Origin of the sequence: Blautia sp. OF03-15BH, assembly GCF_003463065.1 — a bacterium.
In the GTDB taxonomy this organism is placed as follows: Bacteria; Bacillota; Clostridia; order Lachnospirales; family Lachnospiraceae; genus Limivivens.
The window spans coordinates 35408-59862 of record NZ_QSCM01000017.1; the positions used below are offsets into that span (position 1 = coordinate 35408).

At 37.8% G+C, this 24455-nt stretch carries 24 protein-coding genes and 4 pseudogenes; 23 read left to right on the forward strand and 5 right to left on the reverse strand.

What is annotated here, in order from left to right:
• The first annotated feature begins 67 nt into the window (after positions 1 to 67).
• From trxA to DXA57_RS14275, 3 genes are read left to right on the forward strand one after another with little or no spacing between them, the layout of a single operon-like run.
• Positions 68 to 373: a thioredoxin gene (gene trxA, locus DXA57_RS14265; protein WP_055183212.1), complete on the forward strand. Its 306-nt coding sequence runs from the start codon at positions 68 to 70 to the stop codon at positions 371 to 373.
• A gap of 12 nt (positions 374 to 385) precedes the next feature.
• The gene (locus DXA57_RS14270; protein WP_117767967.1) at positions 386 to 706 is read left to right on the forward strand and encodes a rhodanese-like domain-containing protein; all 321 of its coding nucleotides are present in this window, start codon (positions 386 to 388) and stop codon (positions 704 to 706) included.
• A gap of 1 nt (position 707) precedes the next feature.
• On the forward strand, positions 708 to 2399 hold the full coding sequence (locus DXA57_RS14275; RefSeq protein WP_117767968.1) for an FAD-dependent oxidoreductase: 1692 nt from the start codon (positions 708 to 710) through the stop codon (positions 2397 to 2399).
• Positions 2400 to 2510: 111 nt separating this feature from the next.
• Here the strand turns inward: DXA57_RS14275 and DXA57_RS14280 are convergent, their stop codons facing one another.
• Positions 2511 to 3194 carry a Crp/Fnr family transcriptional regulator gene (locus DXA57_RS14280; RefSeq protein ID WP_117767969.1) on the reverse strand — a complete coding sequence of 228 codons (684 nt, stop codon included), beginning with the start codon at positions 3192 to 3194 and terminating at the stop codon, positions 2511 to 2513.
• 166 nt (positions 3195 to 3360) lie between these two features.
• Between DXA57_RS14280 and DXA57_RS14285 the strand changes: the two genes are divergently transcribed.
• From DXA57_RS14285 to DXA57_RS14350, 12 genes and pseudogenes are all read left to right on the forward strand, one after another.
• On the forward strand, positions 3361 to 3708 hold the full coding sequence (locus DXA57_RS14285; RefSeq protein WP_117767970.1) for a thioredoxin family protein: 348 nt from the start codon (positions 3361 to 3363) through the stop codon (positions 3706 to 3708).
• Positions 3701 to 4624, forward strand: coding sequence for a thioredoxin-disulfide reductase (gene trxB, locus DXA57_RS14290; RefSeq protein WP_005421617.1), 924 nt, complete (start codon positions 3701 to 3703; stop codon positions 4622 to 4624). Before DXA57_RS14285 ends, trxB begins: the two co-directional genes overlap by 8 nt.
• A 485-nt stretch (positions 4625 to 5109) precedes the next feature.
• Positions 5110 to 5331, forward strand: a complete 222-nt coding sequence (locus DXA57_RS14295) for a hypothetical protein (protein ID WP_117767971.1) — start codon at positions 5110 to 5112, stop codon at positions 5329 to 5331.
• A 4-nt stretch (positions 5332 to 5335) separates the two neighbouring features.
• Positions 5336 to 5563: pseudogene (locus DXA57_RS14300) on the forward strand (hypothetical protein); the annotation flags it as partial.
• Between the two features lie 163 nt (positions 5564 to 5726).
• Positions 5727 to 6703: pseudogene (gene bsh / locus DXA57_RS14305) on the forward strand (choloylglycine hydrolase).
• A gap of 33 nt (positions 6704 to 6736) precedes the next feature.
• On the forward strand, positions 6737 to 7417 hold the full coding sequence (locus DXA57_RS14310) for a GTP pyrophosphokinase (RefSeq protein WP_117767972.1): 681 nt from the start codon (positions 6737 to 6739) through the stop codon (positions 7415 to 7417).
• A gap of 36 nt (positions 7418 to 7453) precedes the next feature.
• Complete coding sequence (cls, locus tag DXA57_RS14315; protein ID WP_117767979.1) at positions 7454 to 9013, forward strand: cardiolipin synthase; 1560 nt, start codon at positions 7454 to 7456, stop codon at positions 9011 to 9013.
• A gap of 189 nt (positions 9014 to 9202) precedes the next feature.
• A complete protein-coding gene (locus tag DXA57_RS14320; RefSeq protein ID WP_117767973.1) occupies positions 9203 to 10636 on the forward strand; it encodes a phospholipase D family protein in 1434 nt (477 codons plus the stop codon).
• A 24-nt stretch (positions 10637 to 10660) separates the two neighbouring features.
• Positions 10661 to 11332: a response regulator transcription factor gene (locus DXA57_RS14325; RefSeq protein ID WP_117602944.1), complete on the forward strand. Its 672-nt coding sequence runs from the start codon at positions 10661 to 10663 to the stop codon at positions 11330 to 11332.
• A complete protein-coding gene (locus DXA57_RS14330; protein ID WP_117767974.1) occupies positions 11332 to 12378 on the forward strand; it encodes a HAMP domain-containing sensor histidine kinase in 1047 nt (348 codons plus the stop codon). The genes DXA57_RS14325 and DXA57_RS14330 overlap by 1 nt, the downstream gene beginning before the upstream one ends.
• A gap of 23 nt (positions 12379 to 12401) precedes the next feature.
• The gene (locus DXA57_RS14335; protein ID WP_117767975.1) at positions 12402 to 13466 is read left to right on the forward strand and encodes an FUSC family protein; all 1065 of its coding nucleotides are present in this window, start codon (positions 12402 to 12404) and stop codon (positions 13464 to 13466) included.
• A 1052-nt stretch (positions 13467 to 14518) separates the two neighbouring features.
• A pseudogene (locus DXA57_RS14350) lies at positions 14519 to 15073 on the forward strand (ParB/RepB/Spo0J family partition protein); the annotation flags it as partial.
• Here DXA57_RS14350 and DXA57_RS17855 read toward each other — a convergent pair.
• Positions 15072 to 15221 (reverse strand): annotated as a pseudogene (locus tag DXA57_RS17855) (relaxase/mobilization nuclease); the annotation flags it as partial. The pseudogenes DXA57_RS14350 and DXA57_RS17855 overlap by 2 nt on opposite strands.
• A 126-nt stretch (positions 15222 to 15347) precedes the next feature.
• On the opposite strand from DXA57_RS17855, the gene DXA57_RS14360 reads away from it, so the two are divergent.
• Positions 15348 to 15773 (forward strand): GNAT family N-acetyltransferase, encoded by a 426-nt coding sequence (locus DXA57_RS14360; protein ID WP_117767976.1) that lies wholly within the window; start codon positions 15348 to 15350, stop codon positions 15771 to 15773.
• 140 nt (positions 15774 to 15913) lie between these two features.
• Here DXA57_RS14360 and DXA57_RS14365 read toward each other — a convergent pair whose 3' ends face one another.
• Entirely contained in the window at positions 15914 to 17209 is a 1296-nt protein-coding gene (locus DXA57_RS14365) for a tyrosine-type recombinase/integrase (protein ID WP_009321335.1), read from the reverse strand.
• Positions 17210 to 17369: 160 nt separating this feature from the next.
• The gene (locus DXA57_RS14370) at positions 17370 to 17999 is read right to left on the reverse strand and encodes a helix-turn-helix domain-containing protein (RefSeq protein WP_009243739.1); all 630 of its coding nucleotides are present in this window, start codon (positions 17997 to 17999) and stop codon (positions 17370 to 17372) included.
• 175 nt (positions 18000 to 18174) lie between these two features.
• Between DXA57_RS14370 and DXA57_RS14375 the strand changes: the two genes are divergently transcribed.
• The 6 genes from DXA57_RS14375 (at position 18175) to DXA57_RS14405 (ending at position 23525) form a co-directional block, all read left to right on the forward strand.
• Positions 18175 to 18405: a helix-turn-helix domain-containing protein gene (locus DXA57_RS14375; protein WP_002578307.1), complete on the forward strand. Its 231-nt coding sequence runs from the start codon at positions 18175 to 18177 to the stop codon at positions 18403 to 18405.
• Positions 18406 to 18549: 144 nt separating this feature from the next.
• Positions 18550 to 18864 (forward strand): DUF3847 domain-containing protein, encoded by a 315-nt coding sequence (locus DXA57_RS14380; RefSeq protein WP_002578306.1) that lies wholly within the window; start codon positions 18550 to 18552, stop codon positions 18862 to 18864.
• Between the two features lie 328 nt (positions 18865 to 19192).
• Entirely contained in the window at positions 19193 to 20914 is a 1722-nt protein-coding gene (locus DXA57_RS14390; protein ID WP_109214826.1) for a MobA/MobL family protein, read from the forward strand.
• A complete protein-coding gene (locus DXA57_RS14395; protein WP_117485168.1) occupies positions 20898 to 21602 on the forward strand; it encodes a DUF6040 family protein in 705 nt (234 codons plus the stop codon). The genes DXA57_RS14390 and DXA57_RS14395 overlap by 17 nt, the downstream gene beginning before the upstream one ends.
• Before the next feature lie 155 nt (positions 21603 to 21757).
• On the forward strand, positions 21758 to 22216 hold the full coding sequence (locus DXA57_RS14400) for a MarR family transcriptional regulator (RefSeq protein ID WP_117485166.1): 459 nt from the start codon (positions 21758 to 21760) through the stop codon (positions 22214 to 22216).
• Entirely contained in the window at positions 22206 to 23525 is a 1320-nt protein-coding gene (locus DXA57_RS14405; protein ID WP_117485164.1) for an MATE family efflux transporter, read from the forward strand. Before DXA57_RS14400 ends, DXA57_RS14405 begins: the two co-directional genes overlap by 11 nt.
• 133 nt (positions 23526 to 23658) lie before the next feature.
• On the opposite strand, the gene DXA57_RS14410 is transcribed toward DXA57_RS14405, so the two are convergent.
• Positions 23659 to 23895 (reverse strand): DUF6061 family protein, encoded by a 237-nt coding sequence (locus tag DXA57_RS14410; RefSeq protein WP_002578301.1) that lies wholly within the window; start codon positions 23893 to 23895, stop codon positions 23659 to 23661.
• Positions 23896 to 24235: 340 nt separating this feature from the next.
• Here DXA57_RS14410 and DXA57_RS14415 point away from each other — a divergent pair.
• On the forward strand, positions 24236 to 24455 hold a 220-nt coding region (locus DXA57_RS14415; protein ID WP_243005807.1), incomplete at its 3' end, for an LPS biosynthesis protein.

Genomic DNA, 24455 nt, shown 5'->3' on the forward strand with positions numbered 1-24455 from the left:
ACGGAAAATAAATGAAATTAAGACTATAATAAATCTACAAAAAGAAAAAGATAAGGAGGACTGTAAAATGTCTGCTATTAATATCAATAAAAATAATTTTCAGAACGAAGTACTGAATTCCGATAAACCCGTTCTTTTAGATTTTTGGGCATCTTGGTGTGCGCCTTGCCGTATGGTAGTACCTATTGTAGAGGAGATTGCAAGTGAGCGTAGAGATATTAAAGTTGGAAAGATTAATGTAGATGAAGAGCCTGAACTGGCAAATAAGTTCAGTATTATGAGCATTCCAACTTTAGTGGTTATGAAGAATGGGAAGATTGTACAGCAGGTTTCAGGTGCGAGATCTAAGAATGCAATTTTAGAAATGCTTTAAGGAGGTGCGCTAATGATATTTTTTGATTTCCTTAAACAGGCGAATATTAATCAAGGGATAGAGGAATATAAAAGGACTGCTGGTGCAGTTCTGCTGGATGTACGTACTCCGCAGGAATATCAGGAAGGGCATATACCAGAAAGTAAAAATGTACCGTTACAACAACTTAACAATATTGCTTCTGTAGCGAAGAATAAGGATATCCCACTGTTTGTATACTGTTATTCCGGTTCACGAAGCCGCCAGGCAACTGGGATACTGCAACGAATGGGATATTCTAAAGTAAATAATATCGGTGGCATTGTAGCTTACTCAGGAAAGGTGGAAAAATAAGATGAAGGTAATAATTGTAGGAGGTGTAGCCGGAGGAGCTACAGCTGCAGCAAGAATACGCAGACTGAATGAACATGCTGAAATTACTGTGTTTGAAAGATCCGGATACATATCCTATGCAAATTGTGGACTTCCATATTATATTGGAGACGTGATCACAGACCCGGAAGAACTTACACTACAGACACCAGAGAGTTTTTTTAAACGCTTCCGTATTAACATGAAAATTCATCATGAAGTTATCTCCATACATCCGGAACGTAAAACGGTTTCAGTGAAAAATTTAGAGAATGGTGGGATATTTGAAGAAAAGTATGATAAGCTGATCCTCTCTCCAGGTGCAAAGCCAACACAGCCGAGACTTCCCGGAGTAGGTATTGATAAACTTTTTACACTTCGTACTGTAGAAGACACTTTTCGGATAAAGGAATATATAAATAAGAATCATCCAAAATCGGCTGTATTGGCAGGTGGCGGTTTTATTGGTCTGGAACTGGCAGAAAATTTGAGGGAGCTTGGCATGGATGTTACGATTGTCCAGAGGCCTAAGCAGCTGATGAACCCTTTTGACCCGGATATGGCATCCATGATCCATAATGAAATGAGAAAGCATGGGATAAAACTGGTACTGGGCTATACAGTAGAAGGATTTAAAGAAAAAGACAACGGAGTGGAGGTCCTGTTGAAAGATAATCCATCCCTTCAGGCTGATATGGTAGTTCTGGCAATCGGAGTCACACCAGACACAGTATTAGCAAAAGAAGCCGGCCTGGAACTTGGCATCAAGGAAAGTATTGTAGTGAATGACAGAATGGAAACCTCTGTACCGGATATTTATGCTGCAGGTGATGCAGTTCAGGTAAAACATTATGTTACGGGTAATGATGCGCTGATTTCTTTGGCAGGACCAGCCAATAAACAGGGCAGAATCATCGCTGATAATATTTGTGGCGGTGATAGTCGTTACCTGGGCAGTCAGGGAAGCTCCGTTATCAAAGTATTTGATATGACAGCAGCTACTACAGGTATCAATGAAACCAATGCCAAAAAGTCAGGGTTAGAGGTAGATACAGTAATTCTTTCTCCTATGAGTCATGCCGGTTACTATCCTGGTGGAAAAGTGATGACCATGAAGGTGGTTTTTGAAAAAGAGACCTATCGTTTGCTTGGCGCTCAGATTATTGGATATGAAGGAGTTGATAAACGTATTGATGTGCTGGCAACAGCAATTCATGTAGGGCTGAAGGCAACCCAGCTGAAGGATTTGGATCTCGCATATGCACCGCCTTATTCCTCTGCCAAAGATCCTGTAAATATGGCAGGATTCATGATAGACAATATAGCAAAAGGTACCTTAAAACAATGGCATCTGGAAGATATGGATAAGATTTCTAGAGATAAAAGTGTTGTGTTGCTGGATGTGAGAACAGTAGGTGAATTTAGCAGGGGCCATATTAATGGATTTAAAAACATTCCTGTAGATGAACTGAGGGAACGTATCAATGAAGTTGAGAAGGGAAAGCCTGTTTACCTGATATGCCAGAGTGGGCTACGCAGTTATATTGCAAGCCGTATTTTGGAAGGAAATGGATATGAAACATACAACTTTTCAGGTGGATTCCGCTTTTATGATGCAGTGGCTAATGACCATGCACTGATTGAAAGATCATATGCATGTGGTATGGATTATTAGAAATAAATAAAATATTTTTATAGTTTGATTGTAGTATAAAAAGATCCCCCATTTATTAGAATGACTTTCATAATTCTGATAAATGGAGGATTCTTTAGAGAAAAAAACGTTTTATGATCTTTGTAGTGTTTCCAGTCTTTTCGAATCAAGGATTGTTATTTTGCCGCGAGAGAGTCTGACGAGTCCTTCGCCTTGAAAGTATCGAAGCATTCGAGTAATAACTTCCCTGTGGGAACCAAGATGGTTTGCGATAGTTTCGTGAGTGATTTTCAGTTCATTTGTTCCTTCAATGGATGTTTCTTCTAAAAGAAATGAAGCAACACGCTTATCCAAACTCTTCCACATAATCTGTTCAATCAGCCACATGACATCAGAAAAACGGGTAGCCATTAACTCATTGGTATAGTTTGCGACAGGAGCAGATTCTTTTATGATGCCCTTATAGATTTCAGCAGGGATGATCCAAAGATCCGTATCTTTTTCTGCTTCAATGGTTACTTCAAATTGAATAGACCGCATGATACATGAGGCGGATAAAAGACACATATCCATATCGAACAGACGGTAAAGTGTAATCTCCCGTCCTTCATCTGAAAGTATGTAAGTTCGAAGCTGCCCGGATTTAACCAGCAATAATCCAGTACAGTCCAGGTTTCCATTGTGAATGATTGTCCCTTTTTTTACATACTGTGTGATTAAATTGTCTGAAATTATTTTTTTCTGTGCTGTATTTAAGTCATTCCATAGTGGAAAACAATTTTCGAAGTTCATAACCGTTATCTCCTTTACGAACATAGTATACTTGCTTTTTTTAGATGCGTCAATTATATAACTGGCATACGCCATAAATAGAAATAAAAAGAAGTGTAATAAAGTAAATTATCTTTTCTGTGATATCATCACGGAAGCAAGCACTTATTTGGGGTATATTAAGTTCAAATAGGAGAAGGAGTTGAAAAATATGACATCTATAAATATAAATAAAGAAAAGTTTGGACAATTAATTCATAAGGAAAAACCGGTTTTGGTTGATTTCTGGGCACCTTGGTGTGGTTATTGCCGTAGAATTGGAGCGGCTTATGAAAAAATAAGTGAAGAATACAGCGATATTCTTATTGCTGGAAAAGTAAATATTGATGAAGAACCACAGATTGCAGAAGCTGAAAAGATTGAGATAATTCCTACGCTGGTTTTATATCGAGATGGAAAGGCAATAGATTCTATTGTTGCACCTGAATCAAAAATAATGATAGAGAATTTTATTAATGAAGCATTGGAAAAAATAAAAGGAGGACTGCTGTATGAATGAAAATCATGTTTACGATATGATTATCGTGGGGGGAGGACCTGGAGGGTATACTTCAGCATTATACGCAGCCAGAGCAGGATTTGATACCATTGTTTTAGAAAAATTATCTGCAGGTGGTCAGATGTCATTGACCTGGCAGATTGATAACTATCCTGGTTTTGAAAATGGAATTGACGGATTTTCATTGGCAGAGAAAATGCAAAAACAGGCGGAAAAATTTGGCGCTAAAAGTGAATATGCTGAAGTTTTTAATATGGATTTAACAGGAAAGCTTAAGAGAGTAGAAACTAGTTCGGGAATTTATATTGGGAAAACAGTAGTGATTGCTACTGGAGCAAATCCAAGAGAACTTGGTCTCGCTAAAGAAAAAGAATTGATAGGTCATGGGGTTGCTTATTGTGCCTCCTGTGATGGTATGTTTTATAAAGATAAGATCGTGGTGGTTGTTGGTGGTGGAAATTCTGCTGTATCAGATGCTGTTCTTTTAAGTCGAATTGCTAAGAAAGTCATCATTGTTCATCGAAGAGATACATTACGTGCAACGAAAATCTACCATGACCAGCTGATGAAAACTGAAAATATAGAGTTTCGATGGAACAATACAGTAAATGAACTGATTTATGGAGAACGATTGACTGGTGTGCGGTTGAAAGATACAGTTACAGGAGAAGAAAACATTATAGAATGTGACGGCCTGTTTGTGAGTATAGGAAGAAAACCGACAACAGATTTTTTAGATAATCAGATAGAACTGGATAATAAAGGATATATTGTGGCAGGTGAAAACACTGAAACGAGTATTCCGGGTGTTTATGCTGTAGGAGATGTCAGAACAAAGTTACTTCGTCAGATAGTAACAGCAGTGGCAGATGGTGCTATGGCAGTACATATGGCAGAAGAGTATGTGGAGAAATAATAATCAGAATTTGAATGGTGAACTTTTCATACTGAAATATGTACAATTTCAATAATGACATGAACTTATGGGAATGTATTGCGGATACTTTGTGAACTTTATCCTGATACAATGATTCCGGTGTATTTTTATGTCAATTTAAAAAGTATCAAATGATGATACTTTTATAGGAATCAGTGATACTTTACGGCAGGTATTTGAGATACCCCTGATACTTTGAACTGTTATACTGATTATGCTGGAAATAAAAGAACAGCAGGAAAACTTCATATGATTATTAGAAAAGCTCTTTCGGGTTAGCACCCCGGAGGGGCTTTTTTTGTTGCCCTGAAATTTTGATTTCCGGCCAATAAGCCACAGGTCTGCCTGATCTGGTGGCCTGAAAGGAAATCAGTACGCATGATCAGAGGCATCAGAAGGAGCCGGTCCCCTCCGCTCTTGAATTTGGAACACGAAACAGATTTCAAATTCAGGAGGAACGGACGATGTATGTAGAGCATCCATATAAATTCAATGACAAATTTTATGCAAAAGTTGATGGGAAATTTTATGAAATAACCAGAGAGGTAGCCAAGGCAATGCTTTCCGCTTACCGTAATGAAGTTTACAGAAGTAAAAAGTGGCAGCCAGAAGATCCGGAAACCATGACAAGAAAAACAAAGTGGACGGAGCTGTTGGATTGTGTTTTCAGTGAGAATAGATTATAAAGAACCAAAACTATATGATGTTGTTCAAAAAGAAGAAATTGCTGAATTTGAAGAGGTCATGCGTAAAACTATAGCTGACATTGTATCAGAAGCCAGTGGTGCTGCCTGCTGGGTATATGTGCAGAAATATGTGAAGCATAAGACTTTGGATGAGATGTTGCAAGAATGGTCGGGAGCAAGCAAGTTCATCCTTGCTATGGATACTTGGTTTGAAAGACTGATGGCGGAATAATATGATTTTACAAAGTGTTTGAGTGTAATCTTTTGAAGGCATTCAAACACTTTTTTTAATTCGATTATTAGTGAATTTGAAACAAAATAACAGAATTGTGCTATACTATTGTTTGACAAAAATTTATTGACATATTTCAAAATATTTAGGAGGATAAACAATCATGTGTACAGCAGCAACTTATAAATCAAAAGATTTTTACTTTGGAAGAACCCTCGATTATGAATTCTCTTATGGTGATCAAATTGTAATTACACCACGTAATTATTCGTTTCATTTTCGTTATATTGGAGATAAAAAAAGCATTATGCAATGATTGGAATGGCTCATGTTGCAGAAAACTATCCGTTGTATTATGATGCGATGAATGAAAAAGGAGTGGCGATTGCTGGACTGAATTTTGTCGGAAATGCTGTTTATTCCGAGGTTCAGTCAGATGTAGAAAATATTGCACAGTTTGAATTCATTCCTTGGATATTGAGTCAGTGTGCTTCTTTGGCAGAAGTTCGGGAGCTTCTTGATCGAATTAATATTGTGAATACTCCTTTTAGTGAACAATTGCCATTAGCGCAATTACATTGGATAATTTCTGATGAAAACGAATCAATTACGGTAGAATCTATGTCACATGGTTTGCATATTTACGATAACCCGGTAGGAGTGCTTACGAATAATCCGCCATTTCCACAGCAGATGTTTCAATTAAACAACTATATGCATTTGTCCCCAAAACAGCCAGAGAACACTTTTGGCGAAAATTTGGCTCTTGATGCATATAGTAGAGGTATGGGAGGAATAGGTCTTCCGGGAGATCTCTCATCTTCCTCTCGATTTGTGCGTGTTGCTTTTACAAAGATACATGCAATTTCAGGTGAATCAGAGAAAGAGAGTGTTAGCCAGTTCTTTCACATTCTCGGATCCGTGGATCAGCAACGTGGATGTTGCGAGGTGGCTGATGGAAAATATGAAATTACATTATATACATCTTGTTGTAATGTTACAAAAGGCATTTATTATTACAATACTTATGAAAATCATCAGATAAGTGCGGTAGATATGTATGCGGAAGATTTGGATGGTAATAACTTGATCTGTTATCCTGTAATTCAAGGAGAACAAATCAATTATCAAAATAAATAGTATTTATAAATAAGAAGTAGGAAGGAAATTATCATGACAAAGGAAGAAGTAGAAAAACTCTGGATGGATAATCCGGAATCAATGCAGTTTTTAAAGAATGCTACAAAGTTTTATAATTTAATGATGATGTACCGTTGTGCTATCCGGGAAATTCAAACCAAACTTGAGGTTTTAGATGATGAATTTTCAGTTGAGAACAATCGAAATCCTATTTCATTTATAAAGACAAGAATTAAGAAACCCAATAGTATTTATAATAAACTGCAGAAAATGGGACATGATTTTACAACAGAGAATATACAAATATATCTAAATGATGTAGCAGGTGTTCGAATAGTTTGTGCATTTATTGATGATATTTATATGATATCTGATTTGATCACACAACAAGATGATATCAAAGTTATTGAAGTAAAGGATTATATAAAAAATCCCAAACCAAATGGCTATCGAAGCTATCACATGATTGTTGAGATTCCTGTATTTTTTGCTAAGGGTAAAACACCTATGCGTGTAGAACTTCAAATCCGAACTAATGGGATGGATTTCTGGGCAACGTTGGAACATCAGCTTCGTTATAAAAAAGGCATTGAAGAAATGCCTGGATATGAAGAGATCAGTGAAGAATTACTTCATTCTGCAAGAGTTGTCATTGAAGCAGATAATGAAATGCAGAGAATAAAAGACAAAATTGGTATGTTCCACGAAATTTAAGCAGAAATTTGATTGAGTAGAAAGGTTGGAATATATATGAAACAAGATACTTTAGAAGGAAAAGCGAAAACAAAAAACGGAGTAAAACGATTGTGTTTTTCCATAATCTGCATTCTTCTAGAAGTAGTTTTTATTATTACTATTGTAACACGCTTAAATGAATATGCAGAAATCATAAATCTATTTACAAGGATTTTAAGTGGAATTTTAGTTTTGAGATTGTATGCATCAGATAAGACATCTTCCATGAAAATGCCTTGGGTTATATTAATTTTAATTTTCCCAATTATGGGTGTAGGCCTATATTTATTGATTGGTTTGAATGGTGGCACACATAAAATGCGTGAGCGATATGCAGAAATTGATAGCAAATTGTTACCAATGCTTTCCGATAATCAGGAGTGTTTAAGCAGAATAAACGAAACGATTCCAAAGGCAGGAAATATTGCAAGTTATATACAAAGAAATTCGCAGTATCCAATCTATCAGAATACGGATGTGATGTATTTCGATGAAGCAGTAAAGGGATTAGAGACCCAGCTTGAAGATCTTGCAAAGGCACAGAAGTTTATCTTCATGGAGTATCATGCTATAGAAGATGCAGAGGCGTGGCATAAGATCCAAAAGATTCTGGAAGAACGAGTAAAAGTTGGAGTGGAAGTACGCATATTTTATGATGATATGGGTTCTATAGGATTTATTAATACTGATTTTGTAAAAAAAATGGAGTGCGTAGGAATTCATTGCCGTGTATTCAATCCGTTTGTACCAGGTTTAAATTTGTTCTTGAATAATCGTGATCATAGAAAAATAACGGTTATTGACGGGAAAGTTGGGTTTACCGGTGGATACAACCTCGCAAATGAATATTTTAATTATACACATCCTTATGGACAATGGAAAGATACAGGTATTCGTTTAGAAGGAGATGCTGTTCGGTCACTCACAGTGACATTTTTGGAAATGTGGAATGCGGTTAGTGATAAAGATGCGAATGATCCTGATTTTGGTAAATATATTTTTCATTATGATTACAAGGCGCAGCAAACGGGGTTTATTCAGCCTTATGCAGACAGTCCTATGGATAATGAACAGGTTGGAGAAGAAGTTTATATTAGTATGATAAATAAAGCTGAAAAATACTGTTGGTTCATGACTCCATATCTGATTATAACAGACGAAATGACACATGCGTTATGTTTGGCTGCTAAGCGAGGAGTGGATGTCAGAATTATTACACCGGGTATTCCAGACAAAAAATTTATTTATAATATCACTCGTTCTTTTTATCATGGATTGGTTAAACATGGTGTGCGTGTTTATGAATGGACTCCTGGTTTCTGCCATGCAAAAATGAGTGTGGTGGATGACTGTATGGCAACTTGTGGAACAATTAATCTGGATTATCGAAGTTTATACCATCATTTTGAAAATGGATGTTTTATGATAGATTGTCAGTCTGTTTTAGATATAAAGAGTGATTTGATAAAAACCATGGGTGAATGTCGTGATGTGACAGAACAATATTGTACCGGACGCAGTGCATATTTACGATTAGGACAATTATTTATGAGATTATTTGCTGGATTGCTATAAGAATCTGATGTAACGATCTCTCAAAGAACAGTTAATTTAAAAGTCGACTGTTTTTGAGAGGTCGTTTTGTTATATCGAATGATTTGTACAGAATTTCCGTTTAGTTGAAAAAAATAAATTTTGTTGAGGTTGAATTGAGATTGACATTGTATTATATAAGCATGGAAAAAAGGAATCAGGTGATATACAATGAAAAAGCATAAAATATGTAAAATTCTTCTTGTTATACTGGTAGTTCTTCTGTTTATGGCTTGTTATGAATTACTTGGAATCTGCATTGCATATAAAAAACAACCAGAAATGTCCGAAAAAACCATAAAAGAAATACATAATGAGTCGTGGAACGAATGCAGTGAGAATCCAGAACGGGCAGTGATTATAGAAAAGAATTCGGAAGCTCTTTTACAAAGAGTGCGATTGATTAAGAATGCAAAAGAGGAAATTATTCTTTCTACGTTTGCATTCAAATCCGATGAAAGTGGGAAATTGATCTTAGGAGCTCTTCGTGATGCGGCAGACAGAGGTGTACATGTTCGCTTGCTGGTAGATGGAATGGAGAGTTGGATTGATATGGAAGGTAATCCGTATTTTTATGGATTATCTTCCCATGAGAATGTTGAAATCAAATTGTACAATAAGGCCAATCCGTTGAAACCATGGAAAATGATGGGAAGAATGCATGATAAATATTTGATTGCAGATGGTAAGAACTATATTCTTGGAGGAAGAAATACATATAATTATTTCCTGGGCGATTTTCCAGGACACAAGAACTATGACAGAGATGTGTTGGTTATTTGCGATGAACCAAGGAAAGAAAATTCAGTCAACCAGTTGTTAGATTATTTTGAAACGATATGGGAACAAGAAGATAGTGGCTATTTTCATAATGATAAGAAACTTGCAAATAGAAAATCTGTAAAGAAGGCAGTATTAGAACTGCAGGAAGAATATCAGCAATATTATAATGAAAACAAGGGAATGATTTTCGATACGGATTATACAGATGAAACGTTTGAGACAGAAAAGATTGCATTGGTATCAAATCCTATTCACACAGGTTCCAAGGAACCAGTAATCTGGTATCAGCTGGGAGAATTGATGAAAAGTGCGAAGAATCGTGTAAAGATTCATACACCATATATTATCTGTAATGATATGATGTACAATACATGGGAGGAGATTGCAGAGAATGTTCCAAATTTTTCAATCATGACAAATTCGGTTGCAAATAATGGCAATCCATTCGGGTCTGCTGATTATGCAAAAAATAGAAATAAGATTTTAAATACAGGAATTGACATCTGGGAATATGAAGGCGGTTATTCTTACCATGGAAAAAGCATCCTGATCGATGATGATTTATCTGTGATTGGTTCCTTTAACATGGATATGAGAAGTACGTATCTGGATACGGAACTGATGCTTGTAATACGTAGCAAAGAAATCAATAAACAGTTGGAAGAAGGAATGATGGAATATGAAAAAGTATCCCGACAGGCATTAGAAGATGGCACGTATCATGATCCGTATCATGTAAAACCGATTGAATTAACAAAAAAACGTCAGAGGAATGTGTTTTTGGTACAGCATCTGCTTGGATGGGTAAGATATCTGTTTTAATAGATAACAGGGAGGAAGGAAAACGTGTTTCAGATATTAATTGTAGAAGATGATAAAGAATTAAGCCAGCTATTTCAGAAAGTGCTCGAGAAGAATGGTTATCAGGTTAAAAGTGCACCGGATGGAGCTCAGGCATTAGAAGTATTGGATAAGGAATATATTGATCTGATTATTTCCGATATCATGATGCCGGTTATGGATGGTTATGAGCTGGTGTCGGAACTTCGTTCAGCAGGATACCAGATACCGGTACTTATGATCACTGCAAAAGGAAACTTTGATGACATGCGCCAGGGATTTCTTTCTGGAAGTGATGATTATATGGTAAAACCGGTAAATGTGAATGAAATGGTTTTAAGAGTAGGTGCATTGCTCCGTCGTGCACAGATCCTGAATGAACATAAAATTGTGATTGGTTCAACAGAGTTTGATTATGATGCAATGACCGTTACAACGGATAAGGAAAGCCTTGTTTTACCGAAAAAAGAATTTCTGCTTTTATATAAGCTGGCAGCTTCGCCGGGAAGAACATTTACAAAACAGCAGTTAATGGATGAAGTTTGGGGATATGAGACAGAGGCAGACCCACATACGATAGAGGTGCATATAGGAAGAATTAGGGAGCGTTTTAAAGATAATCCCAATTTCGAAATTGTAACCATGCGTGGAATTGGATATAAGGTGGTGAAAAAATAATGAATCAGAAGAAAGAAAAAAGATTGAAGATTCGGTCCTGTCTGACTGGTGCAATCTGGCTGTCTCTCGTATTTTCAACAGTGATATCTGCTTTATTATTTGCATTTTTAAATCATTTCTTTAAGCTACCGGGGAGTATACCTGTGCTTGGCTGGCTTTTGATTTTTAATACACTGATCGCAGGGCTCATTACTTCTTTTATTAATGCAAAGTTACTGGAGCCAATTACCAGACTCAGTAAAGCAATGAAGGAAGTTTCTCAAGGAGATTTTGAACAGCATTTGGAAACGAACAGTCGTATAGCAGAGGTTGGTGAATCCTATCAAAGTTTCAACGTGATGACAAAAGAGCTTCGTGCAACAGAAGTGCTGCAGATGGATTTCGTATCTAATGTTTCTCATGAGTTTAAGACCCCTATCAATGCCATTGAAGGTTATACAATGCTTCTTCAGGGAGAAGAATTATCGCAGGAGCAAGAGGGATATGTAGAAAAAATCTTATTTAACACGAAGAGGCTTTCTGGGTTGGTTGGAAATATTTTGTTGTTGTCTAAATTGGAGAATCAGAATATACCAATGAAAAAAACGAAATATCGACTGGATGAACAGATTCGTCAGGCATTTCTTTCTTTGGAATCAAAATGGACAGAAAAAGAAATTGGCTTCCAGGTAGAATTGGAGGAAGTCAAATATACTGGAAATGAAGGACTTCTTATGCATATCTGGATGAATCTTTTAGATAATGCAATCAAGTTTAGTCCGGCAAAGGGAACAATTACGATGTTTCTGAAACAGGAAAAGAATTCTGTGAAGTTCATTGTGGAGGATGAAGGACCAGGAATCGAGGAAGATGTAAAGACTAGAATATTCGACAAGTTTTATCAGGTAGATGGTTCTCATAAGGCAGAAGGAAACGGTCTTGGTCTTGCACTTGTAAAGCGGATTGTAGATAGTGCGGGAGGAACGATCAAAGCAGAAAACCGGGAATATGGCGGATGTAGATTTGTTGTAGAACTTCCGATACAGACAAATGAGAATATAATATAAAAGTAGAAGATGGGAGGATTTATATGACATTTTATCAGGAATTACAGTTAAATCAGGCAGGATCGAAAAACCTGTTGAAAAAGAGTGAAACCACGAAAGAAAAAATGTATCATATACTGGTATATCTGATTAAGATAGCTGTTACAATGGTTTTTTGTTTTTTATTTGTTACTGTTTTCAGCATCCTGTTTGGAAATGAAAACAGTATTGTTGGTGTGGTAGTTTTATTATGTCTTATGGTATTTCGAAATGCGGATTTGGGAATCCACACTGGACAATCTACGATGCTTTTGGCTATGTTTTTTGTAATAATGGCCGTATGTCCGCATCTTGCAAATCAGCTTTCACCGGTACTGGGAATGCTGTTAAATATTGCTGCACTGGCAGTGTTGATATTTTTTGGATGTCATAATCCATTCATGTTTAACCAATCTACATTGGTTCTTGGCTATCTGCTATTATATGGATATGATGTTACAGGAACAAGCTATCAGATGCGATTGGCCGGAATGATTTTAGGCGCAGTTCTTACCTGTTTTGTATTTTATCGAAATCATAAAAATAGAACTTTTAAAAGAAATTTGAAAGATCTAATCCAGGAATTTGATATCACTTCATCGAGAACAAAATGGCAGTTATGCCAGATTATATGTGTACCAATTGTCATTTGCATTGCAGAACTTTGCAATATGCCACGTGCAATGTGGGCTGGTATTGCGGCTATGTCAGCAATTTTGCCGTTTGTGGAAGACATGCAATACAGAGTCCGTAAAAGGATTGTCGGAAATATTGTAGGTGTTATATGCTTCACCGTATTATATTTTCTGCTTCCATCATCCATCTATGCTTATATAGGAATTCTTGGTGGAATTGGTGTAGGATTTTCAGCGCAATACGGCTGGCAGGCTGTATTTAATACCTTTGGCGCTCTCGCAATTGCTGCGGAAAGTTATGGATTAAAAGGAGCAGTTAGTCTTAGAGTGATTCAGAATGTTTTTGGTGTTGTATTTGCATTGGCATTTTGTGCTGTATTTTATTGGTTTATGTCGAAACAAAAGGAAAGTGATGTGACCGTACATGCAGAGTGAAGGAAGTCAGAAAGAAAATTTGAATAGAATTATTACAGTACAGAAGTATATTCGCATATCATAGATGAAGACAGACGGCGCAATGCGACACTGTTGGAAGATTCCTTTTATAACAGGAAGAATCTGAATCCGCAGATCCATGATACAGAAAAGAGGACGATGATGGAAGTTCCAGAAGGAGTGGACGCAGAGTTACTTGCAAAAGTTCTCAGCAATCCGGAAATGGCTGTGTTGCTGACATCATTAGCAAAATCAATGCAAGGGGAACATAATTAGGATAAAAGCAGACCGGTGGAGAGCAAATTCTCTGCCGGTTTTATTTATGAGATCAAATCAGAGCATGTGAGAAAAAAGAGGTAAAATAGTGGTCAAAGCATCTTGCGTAAATGGCGGTATCTGATGTATAATTTAGAAGAAATCTGACAAAGAAAATAGTGTATCACACATTTCATTTCCCGCTTTTAAATGGGCAGGATAGTTGGATTTTATGATTTGAAAAATTATAGATGGAGTTGGCGCTTTATATTTAGAAGCGTACAATCATTTTCTCAGAAAATGTAAAAATCCGGAATAATTTTCAATGATCTTATATGAACAGAAATAGTCCGGGAAGGCGCTTTTTTACTGGACTTATAAGTGAATAGGTTGTCCCGGTTGGACTAGTCTGAACCTGCATAAAAGTTGCTCCTAAGCGAGGGGTCGGAGGTTCAAATCCTCTTGGCGACGGGCTTCAAAGCGTTCGAAAATGTTAGCTGGATTAGCTGACAGCGAACGCTTTTGCTATTTTCTAATCACGTTCGTGACATGAGATTCCATTCAAAATGATTAATTTCCAGCTAACGCAATCCGATTTTTGTTAGCTGACAGCTAATCAAAATTACCGGTTTGCAAACATGGGTTTTAGGAAGTCCAGCTAACATTTGGGTTCCGCTCTGTTGTCACCCCTTATTCGGGGATGTAAATCAGAGAAAAGGCGGGAAAAGAAACAATCTCTCCCAAACCTGCAAACATAAATTAGCTGAAATAGTACTCAATTCTATTAGCTACAGCTAATGGTCAAACAGCAATGTCTGTTTGGAACTTTACTATCTATAAAAGTTCCAGGCAGGCATTTTTTATTTCCTGAATCCTGGAGGAAAGGAGTCAAGATGACTGAGCCAAACAGACAATCAGAAGAAAACGAAGAAAGAATCATAGAAATTGAGATTGAGCGTCTTCGTCCATTCAAAGAGCATCCGTTTCAAGTGAAAGATGATAAGGAAATGTTTCTTCTGCAGGAAAGCATTGAGAAGTATGGCATTTTAAATCCGCTGATCGTCAGACCAGTACCGGATGGCTACTATGAGATCATATCCGGCCACAGAAGAAAACATGCTGCGGAGAAACTAGGATACCGTAAAGTACCGGTAATCATCCGGGTATTAAGTGAAGATGATTCCATTTTAAGTATGGTAGATTCCAATCTTCACAGAGAACGGATCAGTTACAGTGAAAAAGCTTTTGCTTACAAACTGAAGAATGATGTATTGAAAAGAAAAAGTGGTCGAAAAAAGAGCCAAGTTGACCACAAAACACCAAGAAAGCGGGCAATAGAAATCATCAGTGAATGGTATTTGCCATTTGCTGCAGGTTAGAAAGTTTTACCCGACGAGCATAAGCCGGGCTCTGCATTGCTTTCACATTTGTCTGGAGATTTATAACCAGACGCAGGTGAGATCTGACATAGAGAATGGCCAATGGATCCTTGCGTAAGAACGCTCAGAGGCTGTTTTACAGTGGGGGAAAAGAAAAAATATCAAAAAATGATGATTAATGGTGAGCTTGTGCTAGAATGGAAAAAAGAGAAAAGCATAAAGGATGTAGTTGTGGAGAATATTTGTTATGATTAGAAAGTTGCTGAACGGAGATATCGATAGAGTCGCTGACATATGGTTAAAGACAAATCTGAAAGCACATTATTTTATTTCCAATCAATACTGGAAAAGTAATTATGAATTAGTGAAAGAAATGATGTCACAATCCGAAGTCTATGTGTTTGAAGTGGATAAAATGATACAAGGATTTGTAGGACTAAATGATGAATATATCGAAGGTATTTTTGTCTCTGATGAAATGCAGTCATGTGGCATAGGTAAACTTTTATTGGATTATATTAAGGATAAAAAAGTTAGCTTACGATTAAATGTATACCAGAAGAATGCCAGAGCAATTTCTTTTTACCAAAGGGAAGGGTTCATTATTCAATGTGAAGATTTGGATGAAGATACTGGTGAAAAAGAGTACACTATGATATGGAAACAAAAATAGAAATCGGGATTTGTGGAGAGATTTCCTGAACTTTCCTTATTTTACAGGCTTTTCAGCCCATTAAATAGTGAAATGATATGTATTTTCCCTTATTTTTGCCCTTATGCGGAATCCGCAAGGGAAATAAGGGAAATTTTTAGTTAAGCATTGCTCGCTACTTTATCAAGAAGTCTTGCGGAATCCCGTTTTGCTTTTCTTGTTGAGTGAGCGTAAATATTCATTGTGGTACTGACATCAGAGTGTCCTAACAGTTCCTGTACATCTTTCGGTGCAGCTCCATTGGAAAGCAGATTGCTGGTATAAGTGTGACGCAACTGGTGAAAATGGAAATCTTCAAATCCTTCCAGCTTCTTTGCCACTGATCTGCATACAATGCTGAGTGTACTCGGCAGTTCCAAAGAGCCATCTGGTCGCAGGCAGACAAAGGAGATTTCTTTGTAATCTGTCGGGACTTCCTGTGTTCCGTCAAGATGATAGTATTCATAATATACCCTGTTTTTCACATGCACTTCTTTGTAGTAATTGCGGTGATATAATTCGCCATACTGCATCCGGTTTTTGAGCTGTTCTTTTCTGGCAGCTTTCAGTATTTCAGTCAGCGTATCTCCAAAATCAACAATCCTTACTTTTTTCCGTTTCGTTGGTCCGATAATATTTTTGTGTTTCATGCCGTCGTAGCGGATACTGCGTTTTATGGTCAGGCATTGTTCCTCAAGGTTAATGTCCTGCCATGTAAGACCACAGGTTTCCCCGATACGGAGCCCGGCATAATACGCAATTTGAATCGGAAGAATAGCAGGTGGATTTTTCTTTTCCAGATATTGGATAAGCCGTTCATAATCCTCATGTGAAATCGGCTGTGTACCTTCTTCCACTTCATCATCGGAAAAGAGGTCAACTTCCTCTGCCTGCTTTTTCAGCTTAATATACTGCATCGGATTGAAACTGATTAACTGTTTTGGAAATACTGCAAAACGGAATGACTGCTGTAACACTGCGGAAAAAGAATGGATATAATCTTTGCTGTATCCCTTTTTTACTTTCCCGTCTGGAAACTCACCACCGAATGTAAGCAGATCAAGAAATGCCTGTAAATGTTCGGCAGTAACTGTTTTCAGTTTGCGGTCTGCAATCGGGTGTTTTTTGATACATCGGATTGCACCAAGATAATTTTCCACTGTACCGTTGCTGAGTGTCCCAGTTTTCAGTTCTTCTTCTGCCCACATATCCAGAAGTTCCCCTACGGTAAGATTATCTGCCTTTGCAACAAACTTCTTATCTTCGTAGTCTTCCAGTGCCTTGCGGAGAAGCTTTTCCGTCTCACTTTTACTTTCGGTTCCGGCGTATTCTTTCTGAACCATTTTACCGCTTGCATCTTCTACATAGAAACGATAGTACCATTTTTTTCCTTTTTTTCTAACAGATCCTTTTGCCATAATCGTATGTCTCCTTTCGATATCAGACAATCGGAACTGCTGAAATGCTTCTTGCGTGTAGGCATCTTATGGACAAGTCCATAAGCCAATTCGCCGCTCGTCAAATCTGTAAACAGCTTGACTCGCTTGCGCTCATTGTATCATAACTCCGATTATCTTACTATACCGATTCAGAATCGTCATACATAACTTCGGATAAAAGATTTGCAAGCCTTTGTTCTGCCGCTTCCGGTTTCTTTGAATAGAGCCTTACAACATCTGCCATATCATTAAATGCGTTGACAGTATGTGTGATCTCCCTGAGAAACATAATCTCATTATATTCATCTTTCGATTCAAATCCCATTACTTTGGCAATGTCCGCATCTTTGGTACTGCCTTTGTAATTTTTACAGGCGAACTGAAACGAATCCAGAAACAGTTCATATTGCTTTAACATTAACAGCAGTAAGTCTTTAGAAAAAGCGTCTTCTGTTTTATTGAGGTCAAGAGGAAACTGTTTGAGAATGTCGCCCATCGCATCACGAATCTGCAATTCTTTCTTATCCGTAATATCAGTTTCATATTCATCGGTTTCCCCTTTGAGCCATTCAATCGATACATGAAGTGCTTCCGAAAGACCTTCCAGTACCATCTTTTTGGTATTGTCAATCGAACCATTCTCATAACGCAGGATTGTGGAAGCGGTAACTCCCATCTTCTCTGCGACATAAGGCTGTGTCAGATTTAATTCCAGACGGCGCTGTTTTGCCCTGCTGCCAATCAGCTTGCGTAGTTCTTTATCTTTCATGCTGATGTGCCTCCTTTTTCGGTATGTCATTACTATACCACGCAACAAAATATATTGCAATATGCAATTTTAAGAAAAGCAGAAAAATTTCATAATGCTTGACAAAGCAATATAAACACGCTATACTGACAGCACAAATGAAATTGCATAATGCAATTCGAAAGGAGGTGGTCATATGACGCAAAGAAAGATTGCCTTATCTATTGAGGAAGCTGCTGATTATACGGGAATTGGCAGGAACACCCTGCGAAAGTTGGTAGAGTGGAAGAAACTTCCGGTATTGAAGGTTGGGAGAAAAGTCCTGATCAAAACGGATATGCTGGAACTTTTTATGGAAGCCAACGAGGGCAGGGACTTGAGGGATAAGGGAAATGTGAAAGCAGTCACAAGAAACGGTTCAACTTAAAAAAGCGGTTCCCGAAGAAACCGCCAAAGGTTCTATCAGACCGGAGTCATGATATACCTACACGCAAGCAGATTATACCATGTACTTCGTCTGACAGACAACAGGAAACTTATGTTTGGAAAAAAAGAAAGGACGATGATATTTATGGCAAGATCAACAAAGAGTTATGAGGAGCGTATGCTCCAGTTGGAAAAGAAAGAACAGGAAAGCCTTGAGAAAGCAAAACAGTATGCAGCACAGAAACGGGAACTGAAGAAACGTCAGAAAGATGTGGAAACCAAAAAACGGACACACAGGCTCTGCCAGATTGGCGGTGCAGTGGAATCGGTACTGGGTTCTGCGATTGAGGAAGATGATATCCCAAAGCTGATCGGCTTCTTAAAAAGGCAGGAAGCAAATGGGAAATTCTTCTCAAAGGCAATGCAGAAAGAGCCAGTTGCAAATACGGAGGAAGTGTAATGCCGGAGGGAGTGGAGTTTCCATTCCCTTCATTGCTTTTTTATGAAGGGCGCACTTATGGACAACCAGAGGTCGTCCGTATAAGTTTGCCACAGGTGGCAACCGGTCTGCGCTTACGCTTGCCGGGCTCGTTCCGTCGGCGGGGCTTTCAGCCAGACCTGCTCATGCCGCAGGAGGCACTCTTCGCCAGAGGGGCACATTCCATGCAGGCTGTTATGCACAGGGCACTCTTACGCAGAGGGTGCTCCGGCAGATACCATTTTCTTTTAGGAAAAACGTTACCTGCCGGAAATCAAAGCCGGATACGGCAGAATGGGGGAAACGGAGCATGGCGATTTTTCATTATACAGTAAAGATTGTTGGACGCAGCAAAGGAAAATCCATCATATCGGCGTCTGCTTATCTCAATGGCGATGTGATGAAAAATGAAGAAACAGGCAGGATCAGCTACTATACTTCAAAAAAAGAAGTCGTTTATACCAGCCTGCTGATGTGTGAAAATGCACCACAGGAATGGCAGAATGTACCTGCTGAAAATATCAGACGGTTCCAGAAATCTGTCCGATATAAAAGGGCAGATAACCAAAATGCTGCACTGGAAAAATTCAAACTTACTTTTCAGAAGCAGCGTTTATGGAATGAAGTCTTGAGGATAGAAAAAAGTTCAGATGCACAACTCGGCAGGTCATTTGAGTTCTCACTTCCGAAAGAATGGAGCCGACAGGAACAGATTGATTATACAACTGAATATATTCAAAAGACCTTTGTAGATAAGGGAATGTGTGCGGATTGGAGTATCCACGATAAAGGAGATGGTAATCCCCATGTGCATTTATTGGTGACGTTGCGACCATTCAATTCAGACCACTCATGGGGTAACAAAGAAATCAAGGATTGGGAGTTTGTCAGAGATGAAAATGGAAATATTGTGGTGGATGAATCCCATCCGGACTGGTGGCAGGATAAAAAGAACCCTGACCGTCATGGAATCCGAATCCCCGTACTTGATGAAAATGGAGTCCAGAAAGTCGGGACAAGGAACCGCAAACAGTGGAAACGTGTATTAACCGATGCTACCGGGTGGAACAATCCGAAAAATTGTGAGCTATGGCGGAGCGAATGGGCAAACGTCTGTAATGCACATTTGAAAACGGAAAATCACATTGACCATCGTTCTTATGCAAGGCAGGGAAAATTAGAGATACCGACGATCCATGAGGGCGCAGATGCCAGAAAAATTGACGAGAAATTTCAAAACGGACAGACATCCTCTACTTCATGGAAAGTAGAGGAAAACCAGATCATAAAAAGACAAAATGCACTGCTGGATAAAATACAGATTTCTTTTGGAAAAGTATCCAGTGCATTAACACAATGGAAGGAGCGATTGCGTGACATTAGAAGAAAGCCGGGAAGTCATTCCCATGATGGAGACAATGATAAACCAGATCGAGGAACAGCAGAATCTTATGGCAGAGATGGTACAGGAATTGCAGGAACGGGACAGGCAGCTCCTGTCTTTTCAGGAGCAGAACCAGAGTTTAAAAAGCTTAAACAGCGAATTATCCAGGCTGCTAAATCTTTTGCCAGATACAGAAGAACTGCTCTCACAGATCGAGCAACAGAAAACCAGAATCGAACAGTTGGAAAACGAGAATCAGCAATGGCAGGAATTAACGCAGAAGCTGAACAACGAGAACAGCTTATTGCAGAAACAGAACAGCGAATTGCTGACCTTAAACAGCAGATAGAGAAAGCGAGGGAGATCGATGAGCGAATGCAGAAACTTAGAGAACGTCGGGCAGGTGGAAGAACTTCTGCTGATGACCGAACAGATGCAGGACGAACTGGATCAGAAAGACCAGACAATCCAGGAACTAAACAGGCAGCTAAGCGAATCGCTGACCTTGAACGAGAAATTGAACAGCGAAAACAGAGCCGAGAATATCGAAGCATTGCGGACAAGATTAAGGCAAACAGAGGAACGATTGACCAGCGAGACAGACAGCAGGAAAAGAGCCGACGCAGAAGCCGTGGCATGGAAATTTAAGTATGAAAAAGCAGAGCAGGAAAAACTTTATGCACAGACACACCAAAAGACGGTAGAGGTAGCTGTTGAGAAAAAAGTGCCTTATGAGAAATGTGAAAAATGTGACCGTACTGCTTACCGGAAAGCAAAAGAAAAATGCGATAGCCGTAAAAGCCAGTTAGAAAAGAAATATAAAAATATGACGATTGGTTATGAAAGTATCTTGTTTCTACTGGCATGGTACAGCATAACAACAACACTGTTTACTGCGATTCTTTCGCCGGTTTTCCTTAACGACTGTGTCGTCTTTTTCGGTGCGTTAGGAAAAGGAATGGGAAGTTTATTTCGGGAGTTTGTGACAGGTGCAGACTCTTTCGGACAGTTAAGCAGTGGAATACCTAACAGTATTCTTTCCGGGATTGTGTACTGGCTGATTGCCGGTACTGTCATGGCAATTTTATTCGTAATAACCGGGTGGCTGATAATCGGGATTGGTTATCAGGTAGGAAAAATCTACCGGAAATATTGTTGGGATATCATCAGTATCGTGGTAGCGATAACGAGTACAGCTGTTGTAATTTACTTTGGAGAATGGATTAAAAACGCTAATCCGATAAATCTTATTGTATTGCTATTACTGTCGCATATTATTTATATTGGAATCAGATGTTATGTGAAAGACTGGATGGAAGAACGAGGATATTATTAAAAGAGGACAGGGAAATTTCATAATCTTCCTGTCCTTAGTAAGGGACTATTGATTGTTTATATAAAGAAAAAGTATATAAATAAATCTTGACAATTAGTACGAACTCGGATTATAATACAAAAGTCCGGATTCGTACTAATTTAAGGAGGAAAAAGATGAGAAAAGATAATAATATGATAATACAGTTGCAACGATATTATGCTTTATGGAAAGAATGTACAGCAATGTATGAGGAATGGTCAAAGGATCAGGGACTGTCTTCAAATGGAGTTTTTGTTTTGCATTCATTTTATGAAAGTAATGGAAGATGCACGCAGAAAATGATAAGTGAAAAATGGAATATACCTAAGCAAACGGTAAATACGATACTAAAAGATTTTCAGAAAAAAGGATACATCAATATGGTATCTGATGATTCAGACAAGAGAAATAAGCTGATATGCCTCACAGAATCAGGAATGGAATATACGAAAGATATCATAGAAAAACTGCACTCAAAAGAAATATATGTAATCGAAAAAATGGGATTAGAGAATATAGAAAGTCTTAATGATAATACAGAGCTGTTTATCAGACTTTTCAAGGAAGGAGATTGTAAGAAAAATGAATCATAAATCATTATTTTTTAAATATGTTATTCCATCTATTATAGCATTTGCATTATCAGGAATATATGCGATAGTGGATGGATATTTTGTAGGCAATACCATAGGAGATGCTGGACTTTCGGCTATTAATATTGTATATCCGATTGAGGCTTTGATTCAGGCTCTTGGAACAGGAATTGGTATGGGAGGAGCTGTTTATTACTCAATTAATGCAGCAGAAAAGAAAGGAAAACGGGCAGAAGAATTTATTGCTACAAGCTGGTGGCTTCTTGTAATAGTAAGTGTTATCAGTACCATAATTATTTACTCCTTTTCGTCTAAAATTTTAGGATTGCTTGGAGCAGATGGAATTATATTAACAAATGCGACAGATTATATCAAAATTATAGCACTTGGAGCAATATTGCAGATTCTTGGAACTGGAATGATGCCATTCATTAGAAATTATGGAAACTCTTTCTGGTCAATGTTTGCGATGGTTGGTGGATTCATAACCAATATTGTTCTGGATTTTATCTTTGTATGGATATATGAAATGGGCATGAAAGGTGCAGCCACAGCTACAATAGCCGGACAGGGTGTGACTGCAGCAATTGCAATCATATACGCATTATATAATAAAAAGTTTTATGTGTATGTATCCTTAAAAAATGTAAAAGAAATGTGTGGCGCTATATTCAGAGTAGGTCTTGCACCATTTGGGCTAGCATTGACTCCTAATATTTCATTGGTGTTTATAAACCGATTCTCCGCTTCTTATGGGGGAGAAAAAGCTATTGCAACTTATGCATGTGTATCCTATATTATCTGTATCATATATCTCATATTGCAGGGCGTAGGTGATGGAAGTCAACCTTTAATGAGCCGTTTTTATGGTGAGAAGGATCAAGAAAGCCTGAGAGGAGTTCAGAGAATGGCATACATTTTTGCAATAATTCTTGCTGTTTGTGGTGGAATTATCATGTATGTAAACAGAGCAAATATTGGAGGGGTTTTCGGAGCTTCTTATGAAGTAAGTATTGAGATTTCTAAAATTGTACCTATATTTTTAGTGTCATTACCATTTGTTGCGATTACCAGAATAGCGACAGCTGGATTTTATGCTACTGAAAAAAGTGGATTGTCATACATTCTTACATTCATTGAACCAGTATTGATGCTGATATTTATGCTTGTTTTACCACCTTTATTTGGTGGACAGATTATGATATGGTGGAGTACGGTATTGGCACGTGTTTTTTCAGCGATTCTGGCATTCATACTAATAAAATATTGCGAAAAGGGAGATTTGCAATATGGAATACAGAAAATTTAACAATCAGATAGTAGCAAGAATAATCTAGGTTTATCTATTGTATTTTTAAGGACAGCCTCATAGCAATAGGGCTGTCCTTTTAAAATTATGAAGCTAATTTTTAATAAATTCTAGTAGATTTTGATTGGAATAATCATAACTCTAATGAATCTTCAGCATCTACCCACATCTGTAAATTCCCATCAAGATATAACCTTGCATATTCTAATGGCTCATCGATTGCAAGCGATGTCAAAGCACAATCAGATCCAGGTGTGGTTCTTAAATTTTTTTCTGCTTCCCAACAATCAATACGGAGTATATAGCCCGTATTAGTATATACATCAATGCTGTTGCACTGTGGATTGTATTCTGCAAATATTGTTCTCATCGTATCCCATCTCCTTATCATTTAATCAATCAGTAGTAGCAAAAATTAAGAAGCATTTCAATCAGTTCACCATGTCACTTTTATTTTGTGTTATACTGTCTTATAGATTTTTCTTGCCCTTGTATTTGCCCTTATCAGAGTGCATAAACACTGATGGGACGATATAACACAAGGGAAATAATAAGGGAAAGCTCACCTGCGACAAATCCAGTGTTTTCAAGGGGTTGCGAAGAATTTAATAATAAAATATAACAGTTATTAAATTTCTTAAAACAGGTGAAATCTCAATCGGAATTTATCAGAAAATGAGGAATAGTTGAAATGGAGGCGCTATAATAACATGAAGATTGAAGGGAACCAGAAAGAACTGGATGCAATGGTAGAATTTCATAAGGGAAACCGTGTCGAGGGACTGAGACTGCAAGAAGAATTTGCAGCGGAATTTCGTAAGGAGTATAAAGACAAAGATCACTGTCCTTGCCTGAAAGCCTGTCGTTATCACGGAAACTGTAAGGAATGTGTAGCAATCCACAGAGCGCATCAGGAACATGTTCCTAATT

What these genes read in the sequence shown, in the direction of transcription:
- trxA (WP_055183212.1), top strand. Translation starts at nt 68, where the DNA reads ATGTCTGCTATTAATATCAATAAAAATAATTTTCAGAACGAAGTACTG.
- DXA57_RS14270 (WP_117767967.1), top strand. Translation starts at nt 386, where the DNA reads ATGATATTTTTTGATTTCCTTAAACAGGCGAATATTAATCAAGGGATA.
- DXA57_RS14275 (WP_117767968.1), top strand. Translation starts at nt 708, where the DNA reads ATGAAGGTAATAATTGTAGGAGGTGTAGCCGGAGGAGCTACAGCTGCA.
- DXA57_RS14280 (WP_117767969.1), bottom strand. Translation starts at nt 3,194, where the DNA reads ATGTTCGTAAAGGAGATAACGGTTATGAACTTCGAAAATTGTTTTCCA.
- DXA57_RS14285 (WP_117767970.1), top strand. Translation starts at nt 3,361, where the DNA reads ATGACATCTATAAATATAAATAAAGAAAAGTTTGGACAATTAATTCAT.
- trxB (WP_005421617.1), top strand. Translation starts at nt 3,701, where the DNA reads ATGAATGAAAATCATGTTTACGATATGATTATCGTGGGGGGAGGACCT.
- DXA57_RS14295 (WP_117767971.1), top strand. Translation starts at nt 5,110, where the DNA reads ATGTATGTAGAGCATCCATATAAATTCAATGACAAATTTTATGCAAAA.
- DXA57_RS14310 (WP_117767972.1), top strand. Translation starts at nt 6,737, where the DNA reads ATGACAAAGGAAGAAGTAGAAAAACTCTGGATGGATAATCCGGAATCA.
- cls (WP_117767979.1), top strand. Translation starts at nt 7,454, where the DNA reads ATGAAACAAGATACTTTAGAAGGAAAAGCGAAAACAAAAAACGGAGTA.
- DXA57_RS14320 (WP_117767973.1), top strand. Translation starts at nt 9,203, where the DNA reads ATGAAAAAGCATAAAATATGTAAAATTCTTCTTGTTATACTGGTAGTT.
- DXA57_RS14330 (WP_117767974.1), top strand. Translation starts at nt 11,332, where the DNA reads ATGAATCAGAAGAAAGAAAAAAGATTGAAGATTCGGTCCTGTCTGACT.
- DXA57_RS14335 (WP_117767975.1), top strand. Translation starts at nt 12,402, where the DNA reads ATGACATTTTATCAGGAATTACAGTTAAATCAGGCAGGATCGAAAAAC.
- DXA57_RS14360 (WP_117767976.1), top strand. Translation starts at nt 15,348, where the DNA reads ATGATTAGAAAGTTGCTGAACGGAGATATCGATAGAGTCGCTGACATA.
- DXA57_RS14365 (WP_009321335.1), bottom strand. Translation starts at nt 17,209, where the DNA reads ATGGCAAAAGGATCTGTTAGAAAAAAAGGAAAAAAATGGTACTATCGT.
- DXA57_RS14370 (WP_009243739.1), bottom strand. Translation starts at nt 17,999, where the DNA reads ATGAAAGATAAAGAACTACGCAAGCTGATTGGCAGCAGGGCAAAACAG.
- DXA57_RS14375 (WP_002578307.1), top strand. Translation starts at nt 18,175, where the DNA reads ATGACGCAAAGAAAGATTGCCTTATCTATTGAGGAAGCTGCTGATTAT.
- DXA57_RS14380 (WP_002578306.1), top strand. Translation starts at nt 18,550, where the DNA reads ATGGCAAGATCAACAAAGAGTTATGAGGAGCGTATGCTCCAGTTGGAA.
- DXA57_RS14390 (WP_109214826.1), top strand. Translation starts at nt 19,193, where the DNA reads ATGGCGATTTTTCATTATACAGTAAAGATTGTTGGACGCAGCAAAGGA.
- DXA57_RS14400 (WP_117485166.1), top strand. Translation starts at nt 21,758, where the DNA reads ATGAGAAAAGATAATAATATGATAATACAGTTGCAACGATATTATGCT.
- DXA57_RS14405 (WP_117485164.1), top strand. Translation starts at nt 22,206, where the DNA reads ATGAATCATAAATCATTATTTTTTAAATATGTTATTCCATCTATTATA.
- DXA57_RS14410 (WP_002578301.1), bottom strand. Translation starts at nt 23,895, where the DNA reads ATGAGAACAATATTTGCAGAATACAATCCACAGTGCAACAGCATTGAT.